The organism is Gemmobacter sp. (genome assembly GCF_046292685.1).
Classification (GTDB): Bacteria; Pseudomonadota; Alphaproteobacteria; order Rhodobacterales; family Rhodobacteraceae; genus Wagnerdoeblera.
In genome coordinates this window covers 1-21,897 of the sequence record NZ_JBKBQM010000049.1, presented here as the reverse complement: position 1 = coordinate 21,897, position 21,897 = coordinate 1, and the positions used below count along the sequence as shown (strand labels likewise).

Below are 21,897 nucleotides of genomic sequence, written 5' to 3'. Positions count from 1 at the left end.
CATGACGACGAGGGGTGGCATCGGGCACCCATACCTCGCCTCGACCAGCACGACGCTCACCGCTGCCGCCCAAACAGAGGGAAAACTGTTCCGCCTCGTGGACTTCTTCAGCAGCCTGCTAAAGTTGTGCATCCTGCTCGGCATCGTCCGTGACCGGCGCTTCTGCGGGAAGCGCAGGTCAATCTCGCGATCCGTTGGTTCATCGGCTACGCGCTGCACGAGGCCCTGCTGGATCATTCTTCGCTGACTCGTATCCGAAAGCGTTGGGGTGAAGACATGTTCCGGCGCCCCTTCACGCGTGTCGTGCGGCAATGCCAGGCCGCCGGGCTGGTTTCGGCCGAGACCATGCAGATCGACGCCAGTCTGATCCGGGCGAATGTCAGCATGGACGCGCTGGTTGCGCGCCATCTCACTGCGGTCGAGGATGCCAACGACGCTGAGCAGGACGCGCGCACCGGCCGGAAGTTCAAGAAGCTCTGCCGCACCGACCCGGACGCGACCATGGCGATGTCGTCCAAGGCACCGCTGCGCCCGGCCTACACGCAGCACACAGCCGTGGACGGTTCGGCATCTGGCCGCCACCGGTCCGAAGCCGATGCCGGACGCGGGCGTCGTGGCGGACCTCGCGATCGTCACGGGCGAGGAACATGACACGGGCCGGTCCACCGAGCGCCCGGGCGTCATCGAAGATACCCCCGGGGCTACCCCGGGCCGGATCACGGCGGACACGATCCACGGTGTGGGCCGGGTTTACGCCACGCTTGAAGATCGCCAGATCGAAGCCGTCATCCCGCCCCTTCGCGCCCCCCGCCGCAAAGGGGCGCAAGGCTTTCCGACCGAACGGTTCAAGGTCGATCCCCGCCACGATGTGGTCCGATGTCCGGCGAAGAAGCGGCTCACCCCCCCGCAACAGCACGAAATCAGGCCGATGGTATCGCGCTGACCGGCGCGACTGCGCGCGCTGTCCCCTCAAGGCGCGATGCCTGCCAAAGAGGGCGCCATCCCGCCGGGTGCAAATCGTCACCAACCACGCAGCCATCCTGCGTGCCCGGCGCAAACGCGCGGCATGGGGTGAAGACGACCACGCGATCTACACCCGCCACCGATGGCAGGTCGAAGGCGCGCACGGCACGGCCAAGACGCTCCACGGACTTGCCAGAGCCATCCGCAAAGGGCTCGAAAACATGAAGATCCAGGCGCGGATGACCGCCATCGGGATGAACCTCAAGAAGCTGGCGGCGGCTGTGATGCTGCTGGTCTGTTCGATCATGGACATGCGCGCGGCCCGACCAAATCCGGCGTCGGCGGCTTCGAACCCGAAAGGAAAACCCCATGACCGATGCGAAAGACTGGTGCGCGCCTATCTGGCCGCAATGGAGGCGCGCGACCTGCCGGCCGCGCGGGCCATGCTGGCCCCGGGCTTTGCCATGGTGTTTCCAGGCGACGTGCGCATGACCAGCCTGGCGCAGGTGCTGGAATGGACTGCCCCCGCTATCGCTGAGTGAAAAAGCGGCACGACCGTTTCGATGCGGCGGGGGATGTCGTCTACATCCTCGGCACGCTCTATGGCGAATGGCCCGACGGCACACCGTTCGAAGGCATCCGCTAGATCGACCGTTTCGAAATCGCCGGCGGCAAGCTGGCCCGGCAGGACGTCCGGAACGACATGGGCGAAGTCCGCCCGCGCTGAGCCGCGGCCCGGCGGCGCGTGGGCCTCAGCCCTTGGCTTCGAACCGCGCGCCCATCGCCAGCATGTCGGCCGTGCCGATGCGGGCGTTGAGACCGTTGAAATCGAACATCCGGTCCTTGAACGCAGTGTTCGACCCCGTCGCGCGCAGGCTGGCGTAATACTCTTGCGCCGTCTTTGCCAGCGCCCGCACGATGCCGCCCGGAAAGATCACCAGCGCAAAGCCCAGCGCCTCCAGATCGGCCGCCCCGGTGATGGGGGTGGCGCCGCCTTCGACCATGTTCGCCATCAGCGGCGCGCGCCCCTTGAAGGTGGTGCAGATCGCACGCAGCTCCTCGGTGCTGCGCGGCGCCTCGATGAACAGCGCATCGGCGCCGACCTCCAGATAGCGCCTGGCGCGATCCACCGCCGCCTCGAACCCCTCGACCGCAATGGCATCGGCGTGCGCGAAGATCAGGGCTTCGCGGCTGACGCGCGCATCGGCCATCGCCGCGATCTTGCCCACCATCTCGGCCGTCGAAATCAGCGACTTGTCGGCCAGTTGCCCGCAGCGTTTCGGACAGGTCTGATCCTCGACCTGCAAGGCATTGGCACCGGCGCGTTCGTAAACCGTCATCGTGCGGCGCGCGTTCAGCGCGTTGCCAAAGCCGGTGTCGGCGTCGATGATCACCGGCAAGGCCACCCGGTCGCGGATCAGCGCCATCGTGTCGGCCATTTCCGACATCGTGGACAGGCCGATATCCGGCCGGCCAAGCTTGGTAAAGACCACGCCGGGGGCCGCCAGGATGTGTGCGCGGTGCAGGCGGTCGCGCAGGCTCATGCCAGCCCACCAGCATCGCGGTGCATTCCGCGCAGCGCATCCGCCTGGCGATGGAGCCGGGCGAAACCAGCGTCGCCTCGTGCACCTTGGGGTCGAAGGCCGCACAGCCGTCGGTCAACAGGATGGTGCGGATGTCGCGCAGGCTGGAGGCGACGCCGCCGTTGGTGACGATGCCACCGAAGGGCATGAAGGCGAACCGCTTGGGGTCGTGCCCGCGTTCGATGCTGACCAGCCGCATGGCCCCGGCCATCCGGCTGTTGGCCACCCGCAGGATGGCTTCGGCCGCGGCGTCGGTCTCGAGGCCCAGCGGCTTGCCCACATGTTCGGCAACGGCGGCACGGGCGGCGGCCACATCCAGCTTCGCAATGCCGCCGATGGGGCGGTCGGGGTCGATCCGGCCCAGGGCGATGTCGGCATCCGTGACCGTGGGGCGGGTGTTGCCGCGGCCATAGGCCACCGGCCCGGGGGTGGAGCCGGCCGATTCCGGCCCGATGTTCAAGAGGCCCCCCTTGTTCACCCAGGCGATCGAGCCACCACCGGCGCCGATGGTGGTGATCTCGATCATCGGCGTGCGCACGACCATGCCGAAGTCGATACTGGTCTGCGCCGCCAACGCGGGCCGGCCCTTTTCCACCAGCGACACATCGAACGAGGTGCCGCCGATATCGCCGGTGATGATGTCGGGAAAGCCTGCGGTCTGCGCGATATAGGCCGCGGCGATCACGCCGGCCGCCGGCCCCGACAGCGCGGTGCGCACGGGGCGCGCGCAGGCGGTGTCCACCGTCATCACCCCGCCGTTCGACTGCACGATCAGGAATTCGCCGCCGAAGCCCTGCCCGCGCAAGGCCCCGTCCAGCCGGTGCAGATAGCCCGAAACCTCGGGTTGCAGATAGGCATTGAGTGCGGTTGTCGAAAACCGTTCGAACTCGCGGATCTCGGGCAGGATCTGGGCGCTGGCCGACACATGCGGGTTGGGCCAGACGCGGCGCACGGCCTCCAGCGCGGCCAGTTCGTTGGCCGGGTTGGCATAGGCGTTGACGAAGCACACGGCCACGGCCATGCAACCGGCCGCCAGCAGAACACGGGCGGCGGCTTCGACCTCGGCCGGGTCCACGGCCTGCAACAGCGTGCCGTCGGCCAGCGTGCGTTCGGCCACCTCCAGCCGCAGGTCACGCGGGATCACCGGCTCGAAATCGCCGCGCAGGCCCCAGGTGCGGGGGCGGTCGCGGCGGCGCATTTCCAGCACGTCGCGGAAGCCTTGCGTGGTAATCAGCCCCACGCGGGCGCCCTTGCGCTCCAGCAACGCATTGGTGCCGGCGGTGGTGCCGTGCACGACCGACGCGATGCGCGCAAAATCCGTGCCGCCGGTGGCGATGCCGGCCAGGAACCCGGCCGACTGGTCGGGGCGGCTGGTGGGCACCTTGGCGACCCGGGTCTTGCCGGTGGCCTCGTCCAGCACGAACACATCGGTAAAGGTGCCGCCGCCATCCACGCCTTGCGGCGGATAAAGCCCGCGTTTGCCGAACAGAAAGGCTTCGGCGCGCTGTTCCATCACCTCGATTTCATAGATCGCGCCCAGCCCGCCGCGGTGCTGCCCGGCCCCGCCGCTGTCGGGGCGCAAGGCCCACTGGCGGAAGATCACCGGATAGGCGCTTTCCAATATCTCCACCGGCGGGATGGCTGCGGTGGAAATCGGCGCGTTGCCGTGGTTCTGCCCGTCGCCATCCGGCGTGCCGCCGTGCCCGCCGCAACAGAACGAAAACATCATCCAGCGCCGCCCGTCGGCGCGGTGGCCGGCAATCGACAGCGCGTTGATGGTGCCATAGGCGTTGGCCACCACCCGGCCCGGCGCCACTTGCGCAAAGGCGGAAAACATCACGTCGATCATCCGCAGGATGGTTTCCGTATTACCGCCCGTGGGCGATGGAAACTCGGCCGCCAGCAACGAGCGGTCGGGGATGACGACCCGGATGGGCCGCATCACGCCGGCATTCGCCGGCAAGGCGGGAAAGATGTGCCTGATCGCCACCCAGACATCGCCATCGGCCCTGTCGCCTTGCGCCTTGTCGATCACCGCGCGCATGACAAAGGCCATCACGCCGACAAAGATCGGCAGGCCCGACTTGCCTGGCACCAGCGTGTCGCCGGTGGCGGCGTGATAGATGCCGTGGCTGGCATCGTGCGCCTCGGCAATGATCGGGTTGAAGGCCGACCGGAACAGCGTCGGGTCCATCTCGTCGGCGATCTGCTCCATCCGGCCGGCCAGCACCGCCAGCGTGATCGGGTCGATGGTCATGCGCGGCGCCCCCCTTCTGACCGGCCTGCGCGGGTTGCCCCACGATCCTGCCTGTTTCCTGTATGATTTATCATACCGCTTTCGGTATTCAGGCAGCTTGATGTTGCGGCAAAAGTCCATACAGGATTATGGTGCGGATATCGGTTCGGCATGTATCGTCAGGGTGCAGGTTTCATGACGCAGATGGTCGCCAGTCAGGTTCCCGACGGCAGCAAGGCGCGGCGCGTCTATCTGCTCTTGCGCGATGAGATTCTGGGGGGCCTTCTGGTGCCGGGGGATTCGCTGCCGGGCGAGTTGCGGCTGGCGGAACTGCACGGGGTCAGCCGCGTCACCATCCGCCGCGCGCTGGACGGGCTGATGGCCGACGGCCTGATCGAACGGCGCGCGGGCTCGGGCACGGTGGTGCGGGCGCCCGGCGCGCAGCCGGGCCAGATCGTCGCCGACTTTGCCACCCTGATGCCGCAGCTGCGCCGCATGGCCGAAGAAACCACCGCGCGGCTTTTGTCGTTTTCCTACGGCGCACCGCCGCCCCATATTGCCGAGGCGCTGGGCCTGCCCGAAGGCACGCGGGTGCAGCGCGCCGTGCGCTTGCGCCTGTCGGCGGGGTTGCCGTTTTCGCACCTGACCACCCATGTGCCCGACGCCATCGCGCAAGGCTATTCCGAGGCCGATCTGGCCACCACGCCGCTGTTCCGTCTGCTCGAACGCCGCGGGGTGGTGGTGGACCACGCCCGCCAGACGGTTTCGGCCGTGCTGGCGACACCCGAGGTGGCCGAGGCGCTGGAGGTTTCGGTGGGGGCCGCGCTGATCTCGCTGACCCGGGTGGTCTACGACGCCGATGGTCAGGGGGTGGAACACCTGGCCGCGCTTTATCGCCCCGACCGCTTCCGGCTGGAAATGACGCTGAACCGCGTGGGCACGGCCGATGCGCGGCACTGGGCGCCGGTCATCGTCGGCGGCACCGGCGACAAGGCGGGCCCATGACCGCGCCGCAAACCCTGTTCGACAAGCTCTGGTCCGCGCACGAGGTGCTGTTGCGCGAAGATGGCGCCTCGCTGCTCTGGGTGGACCGGCACCTGGTGCACGAAGGGTCGCACCACGGCTTTGCCAGGCTGGCCGCGCGCGGGTTGCCGGTGGCCCGCCCCGACCTGACCTTTGCCGTGGCCGATCACTACGTGCCCACCCGCGGGGTGCCGGCCGCCGGGTCGGACATCGCGCGCATGATCGCGCAACTGGCCGAAAACGCCCGCCGCCACGGCTTGCGCCATTTCGGCCTCGGCGACGCGCGGCAAGGCATCGTTCACGTGATCGGGCCCGAACTGGGGCTGACGCTGCCCGGCCTGCTGGTGGTGTGCGGCGACAGCCACACCTCCACCCACGGGGCGCTGGGGGCGATGGCCTTCGGCATCGGCGCCACCGAGGTTTCGCACGTGCTGGCGACCCAGACCATCTGGCAGAAAAAGCCCCGCCGCATGCGGCTGCGGTTCGACGGCACGCTGGGCCCCGGCGTGGGCGCCAAGGGTCTGGCGCTGAACTGGATCGCCCGGCTCGGCGCCGATGGCGGGCGCGGGCATGCCATCGAATACGCGGGCTCGGCCCTACGCGCGCTGTCGGTCGAAGGGCGGCTGACCTTGTGCAACCTGTCGATCGAAGGCGGCGCCCGCCTCGGGCTGGTGGCCCCCGATGCCACCACGCTGGACTGGCTGAAGGGTCGCCCCTTTGCCCCTGCCGGCGCCGACTGGGACCGCGACGCCGAGGCCTGGGCCGGCCCGATCAGCGGCGAGGATGCCGCGTTCGACCGCGAGGTGGCAATGGATGCCGCCGAAATCGCGCCCATCGTCACCGGGGGCACCAGCCCCGAGGACGCCCTGCCGATCACCGCCACCATCCCCGACCCCGACCGCGCCGGCCCCGCCGCCGACCGCATCCGCGTGGCGCTGGATTACATGGGCCTGCAACCGGGGCGCCCCCTGGCCGGAACGCCGGTGGACCAGGTGTTCATCGGCTCTTGCACCAACACGCGGATCAAGGATTTGCGCGCCGCCGCCGCCGTGCTGGCGGGGCGCAAGGTGAAGGTGCCCGGGCGCGTCTCGCCCGGCTCGGCGCAGGTGGCCGCACAGGCGGTGGCCGAAGGGCTGGACCGCGTGTTCACAGAGGCCGGGCTCGACTGGGTGGGTTCGGGTTGCTCGATGTGCGTGGGCATGAACGGCGATCTGGTGCCGCCGGGGCCGCCGCGGCGCCCTGGTCGGTGCCGCCGCAGGGTTAGCCGCCGTCGCGCCCCGAACCGCGCTGCGTCAGGCGCCGATCAGGCCGGAACCGCAGGCCCCCAGGGCACCGGCGCCGATTGCAGGCGCAACCAGATGGTTTCGGCCGCCACCAGCGCGCGGGTCTGCGCCGCCGGCAGCACCGCCGGGGGCTTGCGCCCTTCCAGCGCAAGGGCGACCTGATAGTCGTTCAGCACCCCCAGGGCATCCTGAATGTCGCGGAAATCGGACCCGAACGGGTCTTGCGCCAGCCCGGGAAACCAGGGCGCCAGAAACTCGGCCAGATAGCGCATCGACTTCAGATCCTTGCGGAACTCGTGCCGCGCGACCGGGTCCATCGCCGAAACCGAGCTGCCATGCGCCCGGCACGCGGCCCAGGCGGTTTCCAGCATGCCGGCCCCGACCTGAGCCAGCGGGGCGGCGCGCAAGGCCCGCGCCTCGGCGCCGCGGCGCCACAGCGCGCCGTCGGGCGCGGCCACATCGGCCAGCCGCGCGGCAAAGCCTTTGGCATCGGCGGCCTCCAGATCCTTGCGCACCTGCTTGCGCACGGCGGCATTGCGGCGCAGCCGCTCCTTGTGGCCGGGCGCGCGCTGGCGGGCGGCGGTGTGCACATCGCTGTCGCGCAAGGGGCCCAGCAGGCGAAACAGCGCCTTGGCCTGCCCGCGCAGCCGCGCCCGCCGCTTGCGGCGCATCAGCGGGGCGAACAGATCCAGCGCCGTGGTCAACTTGCGCAAGGCCACCCGCGCCCGGTGCGGCCCGCGCGGGTCGCCGCTGGCCATCAGCCGGTCCAGCTCGCTGGAAAAGGTTGCGGCGCACTCCAGCATGTAGCCGCGCAGCAAGGCTTCGCAGGCGGTATCGTCGGGGCGGGGCGGGTCTTCGGCCAATTCCGGTTTCCGCATCGTTTGCCAGACAGCATCGCGGGGTTCTGTAACGGTATCACGACACCCGGCCGACACACAGGCATCTTGACGCGCCGCGGCTTTCGGCCGAAGACCGCGCAGAACCCGCGCCTCACCCGCCGCGCGCCCTGCCAAGGAGACCGCCCATGTCCCGCATCGTTCACCTCAACGGCGACTGGCTGCCCGAGGCCGAGGCGAAGGTCTCGGTCTTCGACCGCGGGTTCCTGATGGCCGACGGTGTTTACGAGGTGACGAGCGTGCTGGGCGGCAAGCTGATCGACTTCGAGGGCCATTGCCGCCGGCTGGATCGGTCCTTGCGCGAACTGGGCATGGGCAACCCGCACAGCGATGCCGAATGGCTGGCGCTGCACCGCGAAATCGTCGCCCGCAACGGGGTCGAGGACGGGATGGTCTACCTGCAGGTCACCCGCGGCAATCCCGGCGACCGCGACTTTGCCTATCCGCCCGAAGGCACGCCGCAAACGGTGGTGCTGTTCACCCAGTCCAAGCCCGGCCTGGCCGACAGCCCGGCGGCGAAAACCGGGTGGCGCGTGATCTCGATTCCCGATCAACGCTGGGCGCGGCGCGACATCAAGACCGTGCAACTGCTGTATCCCTCGATGGCCAAGATGGCCGCCAAGGCCGCCGGCGTCGATGACGCCTGGTTCGTCGAGGATGGCACCGTCACCGAAGGCACCTCGAACAACGCCTATATCGTCGCAGGCGGCAAGATCGTGACCCGCCAGCTGGGCCACGACATCCTGCACGGCATCACCCGCGCCGCCGTGCTGCGCCTGGCGCGCGAGGCGCAGATGGAGGTGGTCGAGCGCGCCTTCACCCTGGACGAGGCCAAGGCCGCCGACGAAGCCTTCATCACCTCGGCCAGCGCCTTCGTGATGCCGGTGGTGGAAATCGACGGCACCGCCCTGGGCACCGGCAAGCCCGGCCCGGTGGCGCAACGCCTGCGCGAAATCTACATCGAGGAGATGCGCAAGGCAGCCGTCTGACTGCTCAGGGCCGGTAGGGGTGCGTCAGGCATCCCGTTTCGGCATCGAGAAACGGGTCCGACCAGCTGCCCGACAGGCCCTCGGGGCCAGAGAACCGGGCGCAGACGCGAAAGGCCGTGTCCGACAGGCGCTCATAGCGATAGGCCTCGCCGGTGAACGGGTCGGCCAGGCGCAAGGCGCGCTTGCACGCGTCCACCGTTGCCAGCGTGTCCGGCAAACGCTTGCCCTGCGCATCGGCGACGCATTCGACGTAATGCGACAGGTTCTGCAGGTCGGACAGGCGGGTGCGGTCCTGCGCCTCGGTCCGACCCTTGCCCGGCCCGCCCACCGTGGCAAGACCCGCCGCGACCAGCCCGACCGCCAGCACCACCAGCCCGACCTGGCCAAGGCGTTCAGCGCGCATCGCCGGTCTCGTCCAGTTCGTTGCGGAAATACAGGGCCACCAGCACCGCGGTTGCCGCGACCAGCCCCGCCTTGGCGCTGAAACGCAAGGTCAGCTCGCCGTTCAGCAAGGCATTGATCGCAAAGATCAGGTCCCCCGCCAGGGTCAGCGCCGCCAGGAAAAGCGTGACAAGGGCGAACCACTTGCGCACGACCGAACGCCGGCGGCCTGCGTCGGCCCGCGCAGCGCGCGCGGCCCTGGCCCCGAGCAGCAGGAACAGCGGCAGGAACACCGCCAGCGTCGAGATCGACCAGCGCACCGCATAGGCGGAATAGCCGGCATCCGGCGCCTCGATCGAGGGCACCCAGATGTCGATCAGCGCAAAGCCCAGGGCGTTGATGTGCCAGGTGGTCATGCCCAGCGACAGGAACATCAGGCCATAGAGCAACGCCTCGCGGGCCGAGACATAGGGCCGGGGCCGCGGCACCGGCACGGCAAAGGGCACCTCGGACCAGGCGGCAAGGGCCGCCGCGATCTCGGGGCCGCTCCAGCCGGCGCGGGTCAGGGCCTCGGCAATCTCGCTGCGCGACCGCCCGGCCCGCAAGGCTTCGGCCACGAACTGTGCCAGGGGGTCGGCGGTGCCCATCGTCTTCTCCTGCGGCTGGGCGCCAGCATAGCGCGGCGCGCGCCGCGCGGGCAACCGCCGGTCAGCCCTTGGCCTCGGTCACGTTTTCGCGGAAGGCGACCTCGAAGGCGGCTTTCTTGCCGGCGTCGGCCTCGGTCTGGTGCCGGGCGACCCAGTCGGCATAGGGCATGCCATAGACGATTTCGCGGGCGGTGTCCTTGTCCATCGCGATGCCGCGGGCGTTCGCTTCTTCCTGATACCAGCGGCTGAGGCAGTTGCGGCAGAACCCGCCGAGGTTCATCAGGTCGATGTTCTGCACGTCGGGGCGCCGGTGCATCAGATGGTGCACGAGGCGGCGGAAGGCGGCGGCCTCCAGTTCGGTTCGGGTCGCGTCGTCCATGAGCGGTCTCCTGTGGCAGGCGCCGGGGGCTGTCTGCCCCCGGACCCCCGAGGATACTTGGATCAAGGTGAAGGGGGAAGCGTCAGGTCGCCGCGGCAAGGGCGCGGACGAGCAAGGGGGCCAGCCGCGCCGCCCAGGCCGCCTGGGCCGCGGGCGTGGCGATCAGGTCGTTGCGCACCTCGATCAGGGTGTTGTGGCGCCCGTGGCGCAAGGCGTGGCGGTCGATGGCATCGCCGGGCAGGTGGCCCGAATAGGGCTCGTTGTCGCCGACGCACAGGTCGGGTTCGCCGGCCAGTTCGGCCAGCAGCGCCCGCGACAGCCGGTCGTCCAGATGCGAATAGAGCACCCCCACCGCCCAGGGGCGGGGGCTGCGGCCGCGCAGGCAGGGGGTGAAGGAATGCACCGCCACGATCGCGGTATCCGCCCGCCGCGCCGCCAGCGCGGCATAGGCCGCGTGATAGGGGCGATAGAGCGCCTCAAGCCGCCGTTCCGTCTCGGCTTCGTCGGCGTGGCGGTTGGCGGGGATGATGGTGCCGTCGTAGAGCTTCATCACCAGGGTCGGGTCGTCTTCGCCCCGGTTCGGGTCGATGACGAGGCGCGAGAACTCCGACAGGATGCAGGGGCTGTCCAGCGCCTCGGCCAGGGCTTCGGCCAGCCCGGCGGCGCCAGGGTCATAGGCGATGTGGCGCTGCATGTCCTCGGGCGCGATGCCCAGGTCGCCCCCCGCCACCCAGCCGGGCACACGGTTGGTGGCGTGGTCGCAGGTCACCAGCCAGCGGCCGGGCCGGGTTTCGCCAAGAATGCGGTAGGGCGTTTCGGTCATGGTCCTGTTGCCGGTCGCGGGGCATACCCCCTTTACAGCGCGGCGGCGGCGGGTTCCAGTTGCCGCGCGGGCCATTGCAGGGCATAAGCTCGTTGTTTGCGCTAGCAGGAGAGGATGGGGCATGAGACGGCACCGCAAGATCAAGATCGTGGCAACGCTGGGCCCTGCCTCGTCGGACAAGGCGACGATCCGCGCCTTGTGGGAAGCCGGGGCCGACGTGTTCCGCCTGAACATGAGCCACGGCACCCATGCCGACATTGCCGCGCGCCATGCCATCATCCGCCAGATCGAGGCCGAGGTGGGCCGCCCGATTGCCATTCTGGCCGACCTGCAGGGGCCGAAGCTGCGGGTAGGCGTGTTTGCGGGCGATGCCGCCGATCTGGCCGAAGGCCAGCGGTTCCGGCTGGATCTGTCCGAGGCGCCGGGGGATGCCAGCCGCGTGCAGCTGCCGCACCCCGAGATTTTCGCGGCCCTGGAACCGGGCAGCACGCTGTTGGTGAACGACGGCAAGATCCGCCTGCGGGTGGAAAGCTGCGGCGCCGACTTTGCCGACTGCACCGTCACGGTGGGGGGCACCATTTCCAACCGCAAGGGCGTGAACGTGCCTGATGTGGTGCTGCCGCTGGCCGCGTTGTCGGAAAAGGACCGGCGCGACCTGGAATTTGCCTGCGACCTGGGGGTGGACTGGCTGGCCCTTTCCTTTGTCCAGCGGCCCGAGGACGTGGCCGAAGCGCGGGCGCTGGCGCGGGGGCGGGCCTCGATCCTGTCCAAGATCGAAAAGCCGGCGGCGGTGAAGGCGTTCGATTCCATCCTCGCGGTGTCCGATGGCATCATGGTGGCGCGCGGCGACCTGGGGGTGGAATGCCCGGTGCAGGCGGTGCCGCCCATCCAGAAGCGGCTGGTGCGTGCGGCGCGGTCGGCGGCCAAGCCGGTGATCGTGGCGACGCAGATGCTGGAATCGATGATCGAAAGCCCGATGCCCACGCGGGCCGAGGTTTCCGACGTGGCGACCGCGATCTACGAAGGGGCGGATGCGGTGATGCTGTCGGCGGAATCGGCGGCGGGGCAATACCCGGTGCAGGCGGTGGCCACGATGAACGCCGTGGCGATCGAGGTGGAAAGCGACCCCGTCTACCGCGAGGTAATCGAGGCGAGCCGCAAGGTGAACCGCCGCACCGTGGCCGACGGCATCGTCTCGGCCGCGCGCGAGATCGCCGAGACGACCGACATCAAGGCGATCTGCTGTTTCAGCCAGTCGGGCACCACCGCGAGCCTCGTGGCGCGCGAACGGCCGCGGGTGCCGATCATCGCGTTGACCCCGCTGGTGGGCACGGCGCGCAAGCTGTGCCTGACCTGGGGCGCGCATTGCGTGCTGGTCGAGCCGCAGGAACGGTTCAAGGGCGCGGTCCTGTCGGCGGCGCGGGCGGCGCGGGCCGACGGCTTTGCCGGGACCAGCGACTTCATCGTGGTGACCGCCGGGGTGCCGTTCAACGTGCAGGGCACGACCAACATCCTGCGGGTGGCGCCTTGCGACGAAAGGTTGATCTTCCGCGCCGATCCTGAATAATCGGGGGGCCGGGCGGCCTGCCCGGTTTCAGCCCGGGGCGGCGCCGATGAACAGTGATCTGATGCTGGTGGTGGGGCTGGTGGTCGGGGTGCTGGCGCTGCCTGCCTTGCTGAACGCCTGGACCGAGGGGCGCGCGCCCAGGGCCGGGGCGATCCTGGTGATGATCGCCATCGGGCTGATCTTTGCCGCCGCCCGGACCAAGCCGGGCGGCTACAGCGTGGACGAGGTGCCCGAGGTGTTCTTTCGCGTGCTGGGCCGCCTGCTGGGCTGAGAGGCGCCGCCGAATCCGCCTTGCACCCTGCCGGGTTCCTGTGTAAGGCCACGGCTCATTCTGCGCGGCCGGCCGGTGTGGCATGCCGAGTCGCGCGTGAACCACTCGACCAAGGAGATGGAAATGCCCAAGATGAAGACGAAATCCGCTGCGAAAAAGCGGTTTTCCTTTACCGCGACCGGCAAGGTCAAGGCGGGTCCGGCCGGCAAGCGGCATGGCATGATCAAGCGCACGACGAAATTCGTCCGCGACGTGACGGGAACGATGATCCTGTCCGACTCGGATGCGAAGATCGTCAAGAAATACATGCCCTACGACCGGTAAGGAGAACAGCCGATGTCCCGCGTCAAATCCGGTGTCGTTACCCGCGCCGCGCACAAGAAAGTCCTGAAGAAGGCGAAGGGCTATTACGCCGCCCGGTCGCGCAACTTCCGCACCGCCACCCAGGCCGTCGACAAGGCCAACCAATATGCCACCCGCGACCGCAAGGCCCGCAAGCGGCAGTTCCGGTCGCTGTGGATCCAGCGGATCAACGCGGCCGTCCGCCTGGTGGACGCCGACCTGACCTATTCGCGCTTCATCAACCTGCTGGCCCGCGCCGGCATCACGGTGGACCGCAAGGTGCTGGCCGACCTGGCCGTGCACGAGCCCGAAGCCTTTGCCGCCCTGGTGGGCCAGGCCAAGGCCGCGGCCTGAGTTCGGGCGGAACGCCCCAGGTGACGCGCCCGCCAGGAAACCGGCGGGCGTTTGCTTTACCCCCCCCCTGTCCCTGCGAGGGACAGGATGCAAGGGCAACGATATCAAGGGCTTGGCAAGCCGTTTTAACGAAGCCTTCACCTTTGCCACCCGGGCCGCGTGCAAAATGGAAACGCTGTGTTTCCAGCTCCGCAACAGCGCGGCGTTGCCAGACAGGCCGCGACAGGCGAGACTGCGGCCAGAGTCTGCGGGAACCGCAACCACGGGGAGGTGCGAATGAACAGGGTATGGGGTGCGGTGGTGCTGGCGGCGCTGGCGGCGGGGCCGGCGCTGGCCGAAGGCGGGCACAAGGGCCAAGCCTCGGGCTATCCCACGGGCAAGGGCGGCGGCGTGATCCGGGCCGAATGTTCGGTCGAGGTCTTTGCCAGCGTCAATTCGCTGGACCGGCCGAGCGAAAGCTTTGTCGAGCAGATCCGCGCCGCCATCGGGCCGCGCGCCACCCGCGGCGAAGCCTATGTGCTGGGCGAGGCCTATTGCCGCCACCCGGAACGGCTGAAGCGCAACGGCGTGGCCGAAGCCGCCTTGCAGCGCGACATCGTGGGCATGCGCCGGCGCTGACGCCGCAGGGGCCGGCACGGGGCGAGGCGCTGCGCCGGCAGCGGCGCTTCGCAAGGCGATCTGCCGACCGGGGCGATCGGATGGCGGACAGCCGCGTGCCGGTTGAACCGGCAAGGCACACTCCCTATGCTGACGGTCCGACAGGGAGCCGCCCGATGTTGCATGCACGTTTGCCGCCTTTCGTTCGCGACCATTACGAATGTCACGAGTGGAAGCACGCAAGCGCCATTCTTACCCAGGACTTTCCGGCCGAATGGAACGACCTGATCGACCTGTTGACGACCTTTCGCCTGCGCAAGTCGTGGATCACGAAGGGCGGTTGAAACAAGTCGCAACTTTCGAGCTTCATCGATGGTTTCCTGTCGCAACGCGGCTGGCGGGAAAAGCAGTTCCAGACCGCGATCGAGGTCGATGGCGAGCGCCAGGACTCTCCGACCCACAAGATCGACTGCTACAAGAACGGCATTGCGCTGGAGATCGAGTGGAACAACAAGGATCCCTTTTTTGACAGGGACTTGAACAACTTTCGCCTGCTATTCGACCTGCGCGCGGTCAGCGTCGGGGTGATGATCACCCGGTCGGACGAATTGCAGGACATCTTCAACGAACTGGGACGCGGTTCGTCTTATGGCAACTCGACGACCCACATGTCGAAGTTGTTGCCCAGGATCCGGGGCGGAGGTGGTGCGGGGTGCCCGCTTCTGGTATTCGGGATCACCAAGGCGCTGTTCGTGGAGGATGACGCATGATCTCTGCCGCCGACGACCTGCTGGAAAAAGCCGGGCGGACCAGGTTCAGGACCATACTTGCCGATCCGCCGTGGCAGTTCCAGAACCGGACGGGCAAGATGGCACCGGAACACAAGCGGTTGTCCCGTTATCCGACGATGACCTTGCAGGAAATCTGCGATCTGCCGGTGGCCTCCATCGTGGCGGAGCCGGCGCACCTGTATCTGTGGGTGCCCAACGCCTTGTTGCCCGAAGGGTTGAAGGTGATGGACTGCTGGGGTTTCAGCTACAAGAGCAACATCATCTGGTACAAGATCCGCAAGGATGGCGGCCCCGACCGGCGCGGCGTCGGGTTCTATTTTCGCAATGTGACGGAGGTCTTGCTGTTCGGGGTTCGTGGCAAGAACGCCCGCACGCTGCAACCGGGCAGGACGCAGGAAAACATCATCTCGGCCCAGAAACGCGAACACAGCCGCAAACCGGAAGAACAATACGCCCTGATCGAAGGGTGCAGCGAAGGGCCACGCCTGGAAATGTTCGCCCGCGGCCCCCGTCTGGGATGGACGGTCTGGGGCAACCAGGCCGAGGACTACGTGCCGACGTGGGACACCTACGCCAACCATTCGCAAGCCGAGGCGGTGCCCAGGTTGGCGCGGTCGAAAGGCGTCTAGGGCGCCGGGCAGCCGCGGAAGGTCTCGGCCAGGATCGCGGCCAGTTCGCGCGCGTCGGTTTCGTCGAAGGCGGCGGGGGTGTTGCTGTCGAGGTCGAGCACGCCCAGGAGCGCGCCTTGCCCGTTCCAGACCGGCAGCACCAGTTCCGACCGGGTGGAGGAGGAACAGGCGATATGGTCGGGGAAGGCATCGACATCGGGCACGATCTGCGCCTGACCGCTGCGGGCGGCCGCGCCGCAGACCCCGCGCGAGAACGGGATGACAAGGCAGCCGTGCCCGCCCTGATAGGGCCCGATCTTGAGCAGTTCCGGCCCGACGACGCGGTAGAAGCCGGTCCAGTCCGACAGCGGGTGCGCGTGGTGGATTTCGCACGCCACGGTGGCCATCAGCGCCACGGCATCGGTTTCGCCGTGGGTCAGCGCGCGGATGGCCGAGGCCAGCGCGGGGTAATCGCAGCCGTCAGCCAAGGCGGGCTTCCAGCGCGGCGATGCGGGCCTTGAGCGCCTCGTTTTCCTCGCGGGCCTTCTGCGCCATGGCGCGGACGGCGTCGAACTCCTCGCGCGTGACGAAGTCGCGGTCGGCCAGCCAGCGGTCGAGCAGGGATTTCATGGCATTCTCGGCCTCGGTCCGGGCGCCCTGGGCCACGCCCATCGCGTTGGTGGCAAGGCGCGAGAGATCGTCGAGAAACTTGTTCGAGGTCTGCATGGCGGGTTCCTTTCGCTGGGTCAGCATATGGCGCGCCGGAGGCGGTTGCGCAAGGTTGACCGGCGCCGCAGTTGACAAGCGCGGCGGCGGCCCCGACAAGTCCGGGCCAGCAACGGGGGCATCATGGGTTACATTCCGTTTCCGGATATCGCGCCGGAGATCTTCAGCATTTCCATCGGCGGGTTCGAACTGGCGCTGCGCTGGTATGCGTTGGCCTATATCGCCGGGCTGATCCTGGGCTGGCGGCTGGTGGTGGCCTTGATGAAGCGCCCGGCCCTGTGGGGCGGGGTGGCGCCGATGGCGCCCGCGCGGGTCGAGGACTTGCTGACCTGGGTGATCCTGGGCGTGGTGCTGGGCGGGCGGCTGGGCTTTGTGCTGTTCTATCAGCCGGGGTATTACCTGGCCCATCCGCTGGAAATCCCCGCGGTGTGGCAAGGCGGCATGTCGTTTCACGGCGGGTTCCTGGGCGTGGTGCTGGCGGCCTGGGTCTGGGCCGGGCGCAACGGCGTGCCGCGGCTGGCGCTGGCCGATGCGCTGGCGGTGGCGGCCCCGGCGGGGCTGATGTTCGGGCGGATCGCCAATTTCATCAACGCCGAGCTGTGGGGCCGGCCCACGGACATGCCCTGGGGCGTGGCCTTTCCGGGCGCCGGGCAGGACTGCGCCGGGGTGATCGGGGTTTGCGCGCGCCACCCGAGCCAGCTTTACGAGGCGGCGCTGGAAGGGCTGTTGCTGGGGGCGGTGCTGCTGTGGGGCGTGTGGCGGCGCGGCTGGTTGCAGCGGCCCGGGCGCGTGCTGGGGGTGTTTCTGGCCGGCTATGGCGCGGCACGGTTTTTCGTGGAGTTCTTCCGCGAGGCGGATGCCCAGTTCGTCACCCCCGACAACCCGGGCGGCGCGGTGCTGCTGGGCATGCAGATGGGGCAGGTGCTGTCGCTGCCGATGATCGCGCTGGGGCTGTGGTTTGCGCTGAGGCGGCGATGACGCCGCTGGCCGCGCATCTGGTGCGGCGGATCGCGGCGCAGGGGCCGATCCGGCTGTCGGATTACATGGCCGAGTGCCTGCTGCACCCCGCGCACGGCTATTACACCCGGGCCGAGCCCTTTGGCGCAGGTGGCGATTTCATCACCGCGCCCGAGATCAGCCAGATGTTCGGCGAGCTGCTGGGCCTGTGGCTGGCGCAATGCTGGCTGGATCAGGGCGCCCCCGGCCGGTTCGTCCTGGCCGAGCCGGGGCCGGGGCGCGGCACGCTGATGGCCGATGTGCTGCGCGCCACGCGCCGGGTGCCGGGGTTTCACGCCGCAGCACGGGTGGTGCTGGTCGAAGCCTCGCCGCGGTTGCGCGCGGTGCAGGCGGCGCGGCTGGCGCCCTGGCCGGTGGAATGGGCCGACACGGTGCAGGCGCTGCCGGAAGGGCCGCTGTTCCTGCTGGCCAACGAATTCTTCGACGCGCTGCCGGTGCGCCAGTTCACCCGGGCGGGGCGCGGCTGGGCCGAAACGCTGGTCACGGTGCAAGGCGGCGCGCTGGCGCTGGCGCGCGGGGCACCGCGCGGCGAGCCGGCGCTGGCGCACCGGCTCGCCGACACCCGCGAAGGCGACGTGGTGGAGCTGTGCCCCGCCGCCCCCCCGATCATGGCCGAGATCGCCGGCCGCATCGCCGCGGCCGGAGGGGCGGCGCTGGTGGTGGACTACGGCGGCTGGCACAGCCTGGGCGACACCGTGCAGGCGATGCGCCGCCACGCACCGGCCGGGCTGCTCGACACCCCCGGAGAGGCCGACCTGACCGCCCATGTCGATTTCGAGCCCCTGGCACAGGCGGCAACCGCGGCCGGCGCGCGCGCCCACGGCCCGGTGGCGCAAGGCGCGCTGCTGGAACGGCTGGGCATCGGCTTGCGCACCGCGCGGCTGACCGAGGGCTTGACCACGGCGCAAGCGGCCGGTCATATCGCGGCGATGCGCCGCTTGACCCACCCCGACGAAATGGGAACGCTGTTCAAGGCGCTTGCCGTTCTGCCTGCCCAGGCCCCACCCGCTGCCGGATTCGCCTCGTGACCCCGACCGCCGCCCTGGAAATCCTGACCGCCGATGCGCTGGCCCCGCTGCGGCACGGGTTCTTTACCCGCAAGGGCGGGGCGTCCTCGGGCATCTTCGCCGGGCTGAACTGCGGCCCCGGCTCCAGCGACATGGCCGAGATGGTCGAGATCAACCGCGCCCGCGCGGCCGAGGCGCTGGGCCTGGCCCCGGCGGCGCTGGTCACGCTGAACCAGGTGCATTCGGCCGATGTTGCGGTGCTGGAGGCCGCCCCGCCGGCGCGGATCCGGGCCGATGCGCTGGTCACCGCCACGCCGGGGCTGGCGCTGGCGGTGCTGACCGCCGATTGCCAGCCGGTGCTGTTCGCCGATGCCGAAGCCGGGGTGATCGGCGCCGCCCATGCCGGCTGGCGCGGCACGCTGGACGGGGTGCTGGACGCCACGCTTGAGGCAATGGAACGCCTCGGCGCGCGCCGCGGGCGGATTGCCGCGGTGATCGGCCCCTGCATCAGCCAGGCCGCCTACGAGGTCGGGCCCGAGTTCCTCGACCGTTTCCTGGCCGAAGACCCAGGCCTGTCGCGGTTCTTCATCAACGGCAGCGGCGACCGCTATCGCTTCGACCTGCCGGGCTATGGCCTGCACCGGCTGCGCGCGGCCGGCGTGGGCCATGCCGAATGGACGCGGCACTGCACCTATGGCGACGAGGAGCGGTTCTATTCCTATCGCCGCACCACCCACCGGGGCGAGGCCGACTATGGCCGGCTGCTGTCGGCCATCCGGCTCTAGCCGTCCGGATCGTCGCCACGGGCGCAACAATCCCGCGGTTTCGCCCAAGACCTGCCGCATTCTCCTGCATACTGACCCTTGCGCGGGGCCAGCCCCGCCCCTGTTCAGGAGGCCCGAGATGAAACCCCACCCCCGCTGGCTGACATCGGTGATCGCCGCCGCCGCCTTGCCGCAACCCGCCTTGCCCTGGGAACGCGGCCCGAAGGGGCAACGCGGCCCCAAGGCGCCCGCCGCCCCGCCGGCCCCGCCGCGCCCGGGCGCGCTGGCCGCACGCTGAGGCCAAAGGCGCGATTCGCCCGACTGCGGCTTTTCTGCGGCCGCACCGGCGCCGCGCGCAGGACAATCGGCCCTGCCCGGCGCCATCGTCGCGCCCGCGTCGACAACCGGCGAAACCTTTTGACAGACCGCCCCGTTCCGGCCACATTTACCGTGTTCCCGATGGGGTGCGCGCCCGGGCCCGCTGGCTCGCCCGCCCCGACGGTCTGCTCGGAAACGGCGGCCTTGCCTTGCGTCCTCTGACCCGCAGGCAGGGCCGCTGCCGTTTCACCTTGCCCCAAATATCCCCGCCGGAGGCATCCGCCGCCCGGGCCGGGTGCGCCCGCCTCAGGCCTGGCGCGCGATGCGGTCTTCCAGCACGTCGAAGGGCACGCCCGGTTCGTCCTTGGCGCAGCGGATCACCAGGCTGGTCTTGACGTTGGCCACATGCGCCGCCTTCAGCAGCGCCCCGGTCAGGAAGTTCTGGAACGTCGAAAGATCGGGGGCCACGCATTTCAGGATGAAGTCGATCTCGCCGTTCAGCATGTGGCATTCGCGGACCAGCGGCCAGGCGCGGCATTGCGCCTCGAAGGCGGAAAGGTCGGCCTCGGCCTGGCTCGACAGGCGCACCATGGCAAAGACCTGCACCTCGAATCCCAGTTCGCGGGCGTCGATGTCGGCGTGATAGCCGCGGATGAAACCCTGTTCTTCCAGCGTGCGCACCCGGCGCAGACAAGGCGGTGCCGAAATGCCCACACGCTTGGCCAGTTCCACGTTGGTCATGCGCCCGTCCGCCTGCAACTCGGCCAGGATATGCCGGTCGATCGGATCGAGTTTCGCGCCTGCCATGATCCTGCCCCCTTCGCGTTGTGCGTTACTTAGGCGCTCGGCCCGCCTGGCGCAATAATCTTTCGCTGCCGCGCGGAAAATTGGCATGAGCCGCCGGCGGCGGCGCGAGTCTGGCGCTGTGGCGGGCAAGGGGTTATATCCTCGGGCGAACAGCACGAGGGCAGATGCGATGACCGAAGCACGGCACACCAGGGTTCTCATCATCGGGTCGGGTCCGGCGGGCTACACGGCGGCGGTCTATGCCAGCCGGGCCATGCTGGCGCCGATCCTGGTGCAGGGGATGCAGCCGGGCGGGCAGCTGACCATCACCACCGAGGTGGAAAACTGGCCGGGCGATGCCACGGTGCAAGGCCCCGACCTGATGGTGCGGATGGAGCATCACGCCCGCGAGATGGGGGCCGAGATCGTCAGCGACATCATCCTGTCGCTGGATCTGTCGCGCCGCCCCTTCACCGCCCGCGGCGACAGCGGCACGACCTACACCGCCGATGCGGTGATCCTGGCCACCGGCGCGCAGGCGAAATGGCTCGGGCTCCCCTCCGAGGAGAAATTCAAGGGCTTCGGCGTGTCGGCCTGCGCCACCTGCGACGGGTTCTTCTACCGCGGCAAGCAGGTGGTCGTCATCGGCGGCGGCAACACCGCGGTCGAGGAGGCGCTGTTCCTGACCAACTTTGCCAGCAAGGTCACCGTCATTCACCGGCGCGACAGCTTCCGTGCCGAGAAGATCATGCAGGACCGGCTGTTCAAGCACCCGAAGATCGAGGTGATGTGGAACCACACGGTCGAGGAAATCCTCGGCACCGAGGCGCCTCTGGGCGTGACCGGCGTGCGCACGAAGAACGTGCAGACCGGCGCCGAAACCGTGGTGCCCTGCGACGGGTTCTTCGTCGCCATCGGCCATGCGCCGGCCTCCGATCTGGTCAAGGACCAGCTGGAGCTGCATTCGGGCGGCTATGTGAAGGTGGAACCGGGCAGCACCCGCACCAGCATTCCGGGCGTCTTTGCCGCCGGCGACCTGACCGACCACGTGTATCGCCAGGCCGTTACCAGCGCCGGCATGGGCTGCATGGCGGCGCTGGACGCCGAACGCTGGCTGGCCGGGCAGTGACGGCGGCGCAACGGGCTTGACCCTGGCGGGGCGGCGCGGTCCTGTGCAGGCCGCAGGATCGCCCTATGCCCACCCTTTACGCCGCCCGCGCGCTGTGCGGGATCCTGACGCCGCAGGCCAACACCAAGGTCGAGCCGGAAATGGCGCTGCTGATGCCCCCCGGCGCCGGCACGATCACCGCCCGGCTGACCAGCGGCTGCGCCGCGATGAACGACCGGCGGACCGACTGTTTCCGCGCCATCGAGACGACGGCCGACCAGTTCGCCAACGCCCTGGTGCAGGCACTGGGCTTTGCCTGCACCGGCGCCTGCTACCTCGTCGGCCCGGCGGCGGAAACCGCCCTTTCCACCCGCTTCGCCGCCCGCGGCCTGCCGCTGGTGACCGCCGGCCAGGCCATCCGCACCGCGCTCGCCGCGC

At 69.3% G+C, this 21,897-nt stretch carries 28 protein-coding genes and 4 pseudogenes; 20 read left to right on the top strand and 12 right to left on the bottom strand.

Annotated elements, in window-relative coordinates:
* Window positions 1–237 (bottom strand): hypothetical protein (locus ACK4S2_RS12760; protein WP_409624921.1); only part of this gene is annotated, 237 nt, incomplete at its 3' end.
* Between ACK4S2_RS12760 and ACK4S2_RS12755 the strand changes: the two genes are divergently transcribed.
* From ACK4S2_RS12755 to ACK4S2_RS12745, 3 genes are read left to right on the top strand one after another with little or no spacing between them, the layout of a single operon-like run.
* Window positions 163–651, top strand: coding sequence for a transposase (locus tag ACK4S2_RS12755; protein ID WP_409624930.1), 489 nt, complete (start codon window positions 163–165; stop codon window positions 649–651). The genes ACK4S2_RS12760 and ACK4S2_RS12755 overlap by 75 nt on opposite strands.
* A complete protein-coding gene (locus ACK4S2_RS12750) occupies window positions 614–943 on the top strand; it encodes a hypothetical protein (protein WP_409624918.1) in 330 nt (109 codons plus the stop codon). The genes ACK4S2_RS12755 and ACK4S2_RS12750 overlap by 38 nt, the downstream gene beginning before the upstream one ends.
* Window positions 867–1,505 (top strand): transposase, encoded by a 639-nt coding sequence (locus ACK4S2_RS12745; protein ID WP_409624915.1) that lies wholly within the window; start codon window positions 867–869, stop codon window positions 1,503–1,505. Before ACK4S2_RS12750 ends, ACK4S2_RS12745 begins: the two co-directional genes overlap by 77 nt.
* 210 nt (window positions 1,506–1,715) lie before the next feature.
* Here ACK4S2_RS12745 and ACK4S2_RS12740 read toward each other — a convergent pair whose 3' ends face one another.
* From ACK4S2_RS12740 to ACK4S2_RS12730, 3 genes and pseudogenes are all read right to left on the bottom strand, one after another.
* Window positions 1,716–2,507 (bottom strand): oxaloacetate decarboxylase, encoded by a 792-nt coding sequence (locus ACK4S2_RS12740; protein WP_409624927.1) that lies wholly within the window; start codon window positions 2,505–2,507, stop codon window positions 1,716–1,718.
* Between the two features lie 172 nt (window positions 2,508–2,679).
* Window positions 2,680–4,536 (bottom strand): annotated as a pseudogene (locus tag ACK4S2_RS12735) (hydantoinase/oxoprolinase family protein); the annotation flags it as partial.
* An 18-nt stretch (window positions 4,537–4,554) separates the two neighbouring features.
* A pseudogene (locus ACK4S2_RS12730) lies at window positions 4,555–4,803 on the bottom strand (hydantoinase B/oxoprolinase family protein); the annotation flags it as partial.
* 174 nt (window positions 4,804–4,977) lie between these two features.
* Here ACK4S2_RS12730 and ACK4S2_RS12725 point away from each other — a divergent pair.
* Window positions 4,978–5,787 carry a GntR family transcriptional regulator gene (locus ACK4S2_RS12725; protein WP_409624912.1) on the top strand — a complete coding sequence of 270 codons (810 nt, stop codon included), beginning with the start codon at window positions 4,978–4,980 and terminating at the stop codon, window positions 5,785–5,787.
* Window positions 5,784–7,250: a 3-isopropylmalate dehydratase large subunit gene (locus ACK4S2_RS12720; protein WP_409624909.1), complete on the top strand. Its 1,467-nt coding sequence runs from the start codon at window positions 5,784–5,786 to the stop codon at window positions 7,248–7,250. Before ACK4S2_RS12725 ends, ACK4S2_RS12720 begins: the two co-directional genes overlap by 4 nt.
* A 44-nt stretch (window positions 7,251–7,294) precedes the next feature.
* Here ACK4S2_RS12720 and ACK4S2_RS12715 read toward each other — a convergent pair.
* A pseudogene (locus ACK4S2_RS12715) lies at window positions 7,295–7,846 on the bottom strand (CHAD domain-containing protein); the annotation flags it as partial.
* Between the two features lie 266 nt (window positions 7,847–8,112).
* Here ACK4S2_RS12715 and ACK4S2_RS12710 point away from each other — a divergent pair.
* Entirely contained in the window at window positions 8,113–8,973 is an 861-nt protein-coding gene (locus tag ACK4S2_RS12710; RefSeq protein ID WP_409624906.1) for a D-amino-acid transaminase, read from the top strand.
* A 4-nt stretch (window positions 8,974–8,977) separates the two neighbouring features.
* On the opposite strand, the gene ACK4S2_RS12705 is transcribed toward ACK4S2_RS12710, so the two are convergent.
* The 4 genes from ACK4S2_RS12705 to ACK4S2_RS12690 form a co-directional block, all read right to left on the bottom strand.
* Window positions 8,978–9,376: a hypothetical protein gene (locus ACK4S2_RS12705; RefSeq protein WP_409624903.1), complete on the bottom strand. Its 399-nt coding sequence runs from the start codon at window positions 9,374–9,376 to the stop codon at window positions 8,978–8,980.
* Window positions 9,366–10,001 carry a DUF5671 domain-containing protein gene (locus tag ACK4S2_RS12700; RefSeq protein ID WP_409624900.1) on the bottom strand — a complete coding sequence of 212 codons (636 nt, stop codon included), beginning with the start codon at window positions 9,999–10,001 and terminating at the stop codon, window positions 9,366–9,368. The genes ACK4S2_RS12705 and ACK4S2_RS12700 overlap by 11 nt, the downstream gene beginning before the upstream one ends.
* Before the next feature lie 61 nt (window positions 10,002–10,062).
* Entirely contained in the window at window positions 10,063–10,380 is a 318-nt protein-coding gene (locus tag ACK4S2_RS12695) for a DUF1244 domain-containing protein (protein WP_409624897.1), read from the bottom strand.
* 82 nt (window positions 10,381–10,462) lie between these two features.
* Window positions 10,463–11,203: an N-formylglutamate amidohydrolase gene (locus ACK4S2_RS12690; RefSeq protein WP_409624894.1), complete on the bottom strand. Its 741-nt coding sequence runs from the start codon at window positions 11,201–11,203 to the stop codon at window positions 10,463–10,465.
* Window positions 11,204–11,324: 121 nt separating this feature from the next.
* On the opposite strand from ACK4S2_RS12690, the gene pyk reads away from it, so the two are divergent.
* The 8 genes and pseudogenes from pyk (at window position 11,325) to ACK4S2_RS12650 (ending at window position 15,754) form a co-directional block, all read left to right on the top strand.
* On the top strand, window positions 11,325–12,770 hold the full coding sequence (gene pyk, locus ACK4S2_RS12685) for a pyruvate kinase (RefSeq protein WP_409624891.1): 1,446 nt from the start codon (window positions 11,325–11,327) through the stop codon (window positions 12,768–12,770).
* 46 nt (window positions 12,771–12,816) lie between these two features.
* The gene (locus ACK4S2_RS12680) at window positions 12,817–13,041 is read left to right on the top strand and encodes a hypothetical protein (protein ID WP_409624888.1); all 225 of its coding nucleotides are present in this window, start codon (window positions 12,817–12,819) and stop codon (window positions 13,039–13,041) included.
* A gap of 123 nt (window positions 13,042–13,164) precedes the next feature.
* Window positions 13,165–13,365, top strand: coding sequence for a 50S ribosomal protein L35 (gene rpmI / locus ACK4S2_RS12675; protein ID WP_409624885.1), 201 nt, complete (start codon window positions 13,165–13,167; stop codon window positions 13,363–13,365).
* A 12-nt stretch (window positions 13,366–13,377) separates the two neighbouring features.
* Window positions 13,378–13,737 (top strand): 50S ribosomal protein L20, encoded by a 360-nt coding sequence (gene rplT / locus ACK4S2_RS12670; protein WP_409624882.1) that lies wholly within the window; start codon window positions 13,378–13,380, stop codon window positions 13,735–13,737.
* Between the two features lie 276 nt (window positions 13,738–14,013).
* Window positions 14,014–14,355, top strand: coding sequence for a hypothetical protein (locus ACK4S2_RS12665; protein WP_409624879.1), 342 nt, complete (start codon window positions 14,014–14,016; stop codon window positions 14,353–14,355).
* Between the two features lie 155 nt (window positions 14,356–14,510).
* Window positions 14,511–14,678, top strand: coding sequence for a hypothetical protein (locus tag ACK4S2_RS12660; RefSeq protein ID WP_409624876.1), 168 nt, complete (start codon window positions 14,511–14,513; stop codon window positions 14,676–14,678).
* Between the two features lie 12 nt (window positions 14,679–14,690).
* Window positions 14,691–15,104, top strand: a pseudogene (locus tag ACK4S2_RS12655) (BglII/BstYI family type II restriction endonuclease); the annotation flags it as partial.
* The gene (locus ACK4S2_RS12650) at window positions 15,101–15,754 is read left to right on the top strand and encodes an MT-A70 family methyltransferase (RefSeq protein WP_409624873.1); all 654 of its coding nucleotides are present in this window, start codon (window positions 15,101–15,103) and stop codon (window positions 15,752–15,754) included. The pseudogene ACK4S2_RS12655 and the gene ACK4S2_RS12650, both read left to right, overlap by 4 nt.
* Here the strand turns inward: ACK4S2_RS12650 and ACK4S2_RS12645 are convergent.
* Both ACK4S2_RS12645 and ACK4S2_RS12640 read right to left on the bottom strand, forming a co-directional pair.
* Window positions 15,751–16,221 (bottom strand): GAF domain-containing protein, encoded by a 471-nt coding sequence (locus tag ACK4S2_RS12645; RefSeq protein WP_409624870.1) that lies wholly within the window; start codon window positions 16,219–16,221, stop codon window positions 15,751–15,753. The genes ACK4S2_RS12650 and ACK4S2_RS12645 overlap by 4 nt on opposite strands.
* Window positions 16,214–16,459: an accessory factor UbiK family protein gene (locus ACK4S2_RS12640; RefSeq protein ID WP_409624867.1), complete on the bottom strand. Its 246-nt coding sequence runs from the start codon at window positions 16,457–16,459 to the stop codon at window positions 16,214–16,216. Before ACK4S2_RS12640 ends, ACK4S2_RS12645 begins: the two co-directional genes overlap by 8 nt.
* A 120-nt stretch (window positions 16,460–16,579) precedes the next feature.
* Here ACK4S2_RS12640 and lgt point away from each other — a divergent pair, with 120 nt between their 5' ends.
* The 4 genes from lgt (at window position 16,580) to ACK4S2_RS12620 (ending at window position 19,545) form a co-directional block, all read left to right on the top strand.
* Window positions 16,580–17,437 (top strand): prolipoprotein diacylglyceryl transferase, encoded by an 858-nt coding sequence (gene lgt, locus ACK4S2_RS12635; RefSeq protein ID WP_409624924.1) that lies wholly within the window; start codon window positions 16,580–16,582, stop codon window positions 17,435–17,437.
* A complete protein-coding gene (locus tag ACK4S2_RS12630) occupies window positions 17,434–18,504 on the top strand; it encodes a class I SAM-dependent methyltransferase (RefSeq protein ID WP_409624864.1) in 1,071 nt (356 codons plus the stop codon). The genes lgt and ACK4S2_RS12630 overlap by 4 nt, the downstream gene beginning before the upstream one ends.
* Window positions 18,501–19,268 carry a peptidoglycan editing factor PgeF gene (pgeF, locus tag ACK4S2_RS12625; protein ID WP_409624862.1) on the top strand — a complete coding sequence of 256 codons (768 nt, stop codon included), beginning with the start codon at window positions 18,501–18,503 and terminating at the stop codon, window positions 19,266–19,268. The genes ACK4S2_RS12630 and pgeF overlap by 4 nt, the downstream gene beginning before the upstream one ends.
* Window positions 19,269–19,386: 118 nt before the next feature.
* Window positions 19,387–19,545 carry a hypothetical protein gene (locus tag ACK4S2_RS12620; RefSeq protein ID WP_409624859.1) on the top strand — a complete coding sequence of 53 codons (159 nt, stop codon included), beginning with the start codon at window positions 19,387–19,389 and terminating at the stop codon, window positions 19,543–19,545.
* A 326-nt stretch (window positions 19,546–19,871) separates the two neighbouring features.
* Here ACK4S2_RS12620 and ACK4S2_RS12615 read toward each other — a convergent pair whose 3' ends face one another.
* Window positions 19,872–20,372, bottom strand: a complete 501-nt coding sequence (locus ACK4S2_RS12615) for an Lrp/AsnC family transcriptional regulator (RefSeq protein ID WP_409624856.1) — start codon at window positions 20,370–20,372, stop codon at window positions 19,872–19,874.
* Between the two features lie 169 nt (window positions 20,373–20,541).
* On the opposite strand from ACK4S2_RS12615, the gene trxB reads away from it, so the two are divergent.
* Together trxB and ACK4S2_RS12605 are read left to right on the top strand one after the other, a co-directional pair.
* Window positions 20,542–21,480, top strand: coding sequence for a thioredoxin-disulfide reductase (gene trxB, locus ACK4S2_RS12610; RefSeq protein WP_409624852.1), 939 nt, complete (start codon window positions 20,542–20,544; stop codon window positions 21,478–21,480).
* Window positions 21,481–21,545: 65 nt separating this feature from the next.
* On the top strand, window positions 21,546–21,897 hold a 352-nt coding region (locus ACK4S2_RS12605), incomplete at its 3' end, for a hypothetical protein (RefSeq protein WP_409624849.1).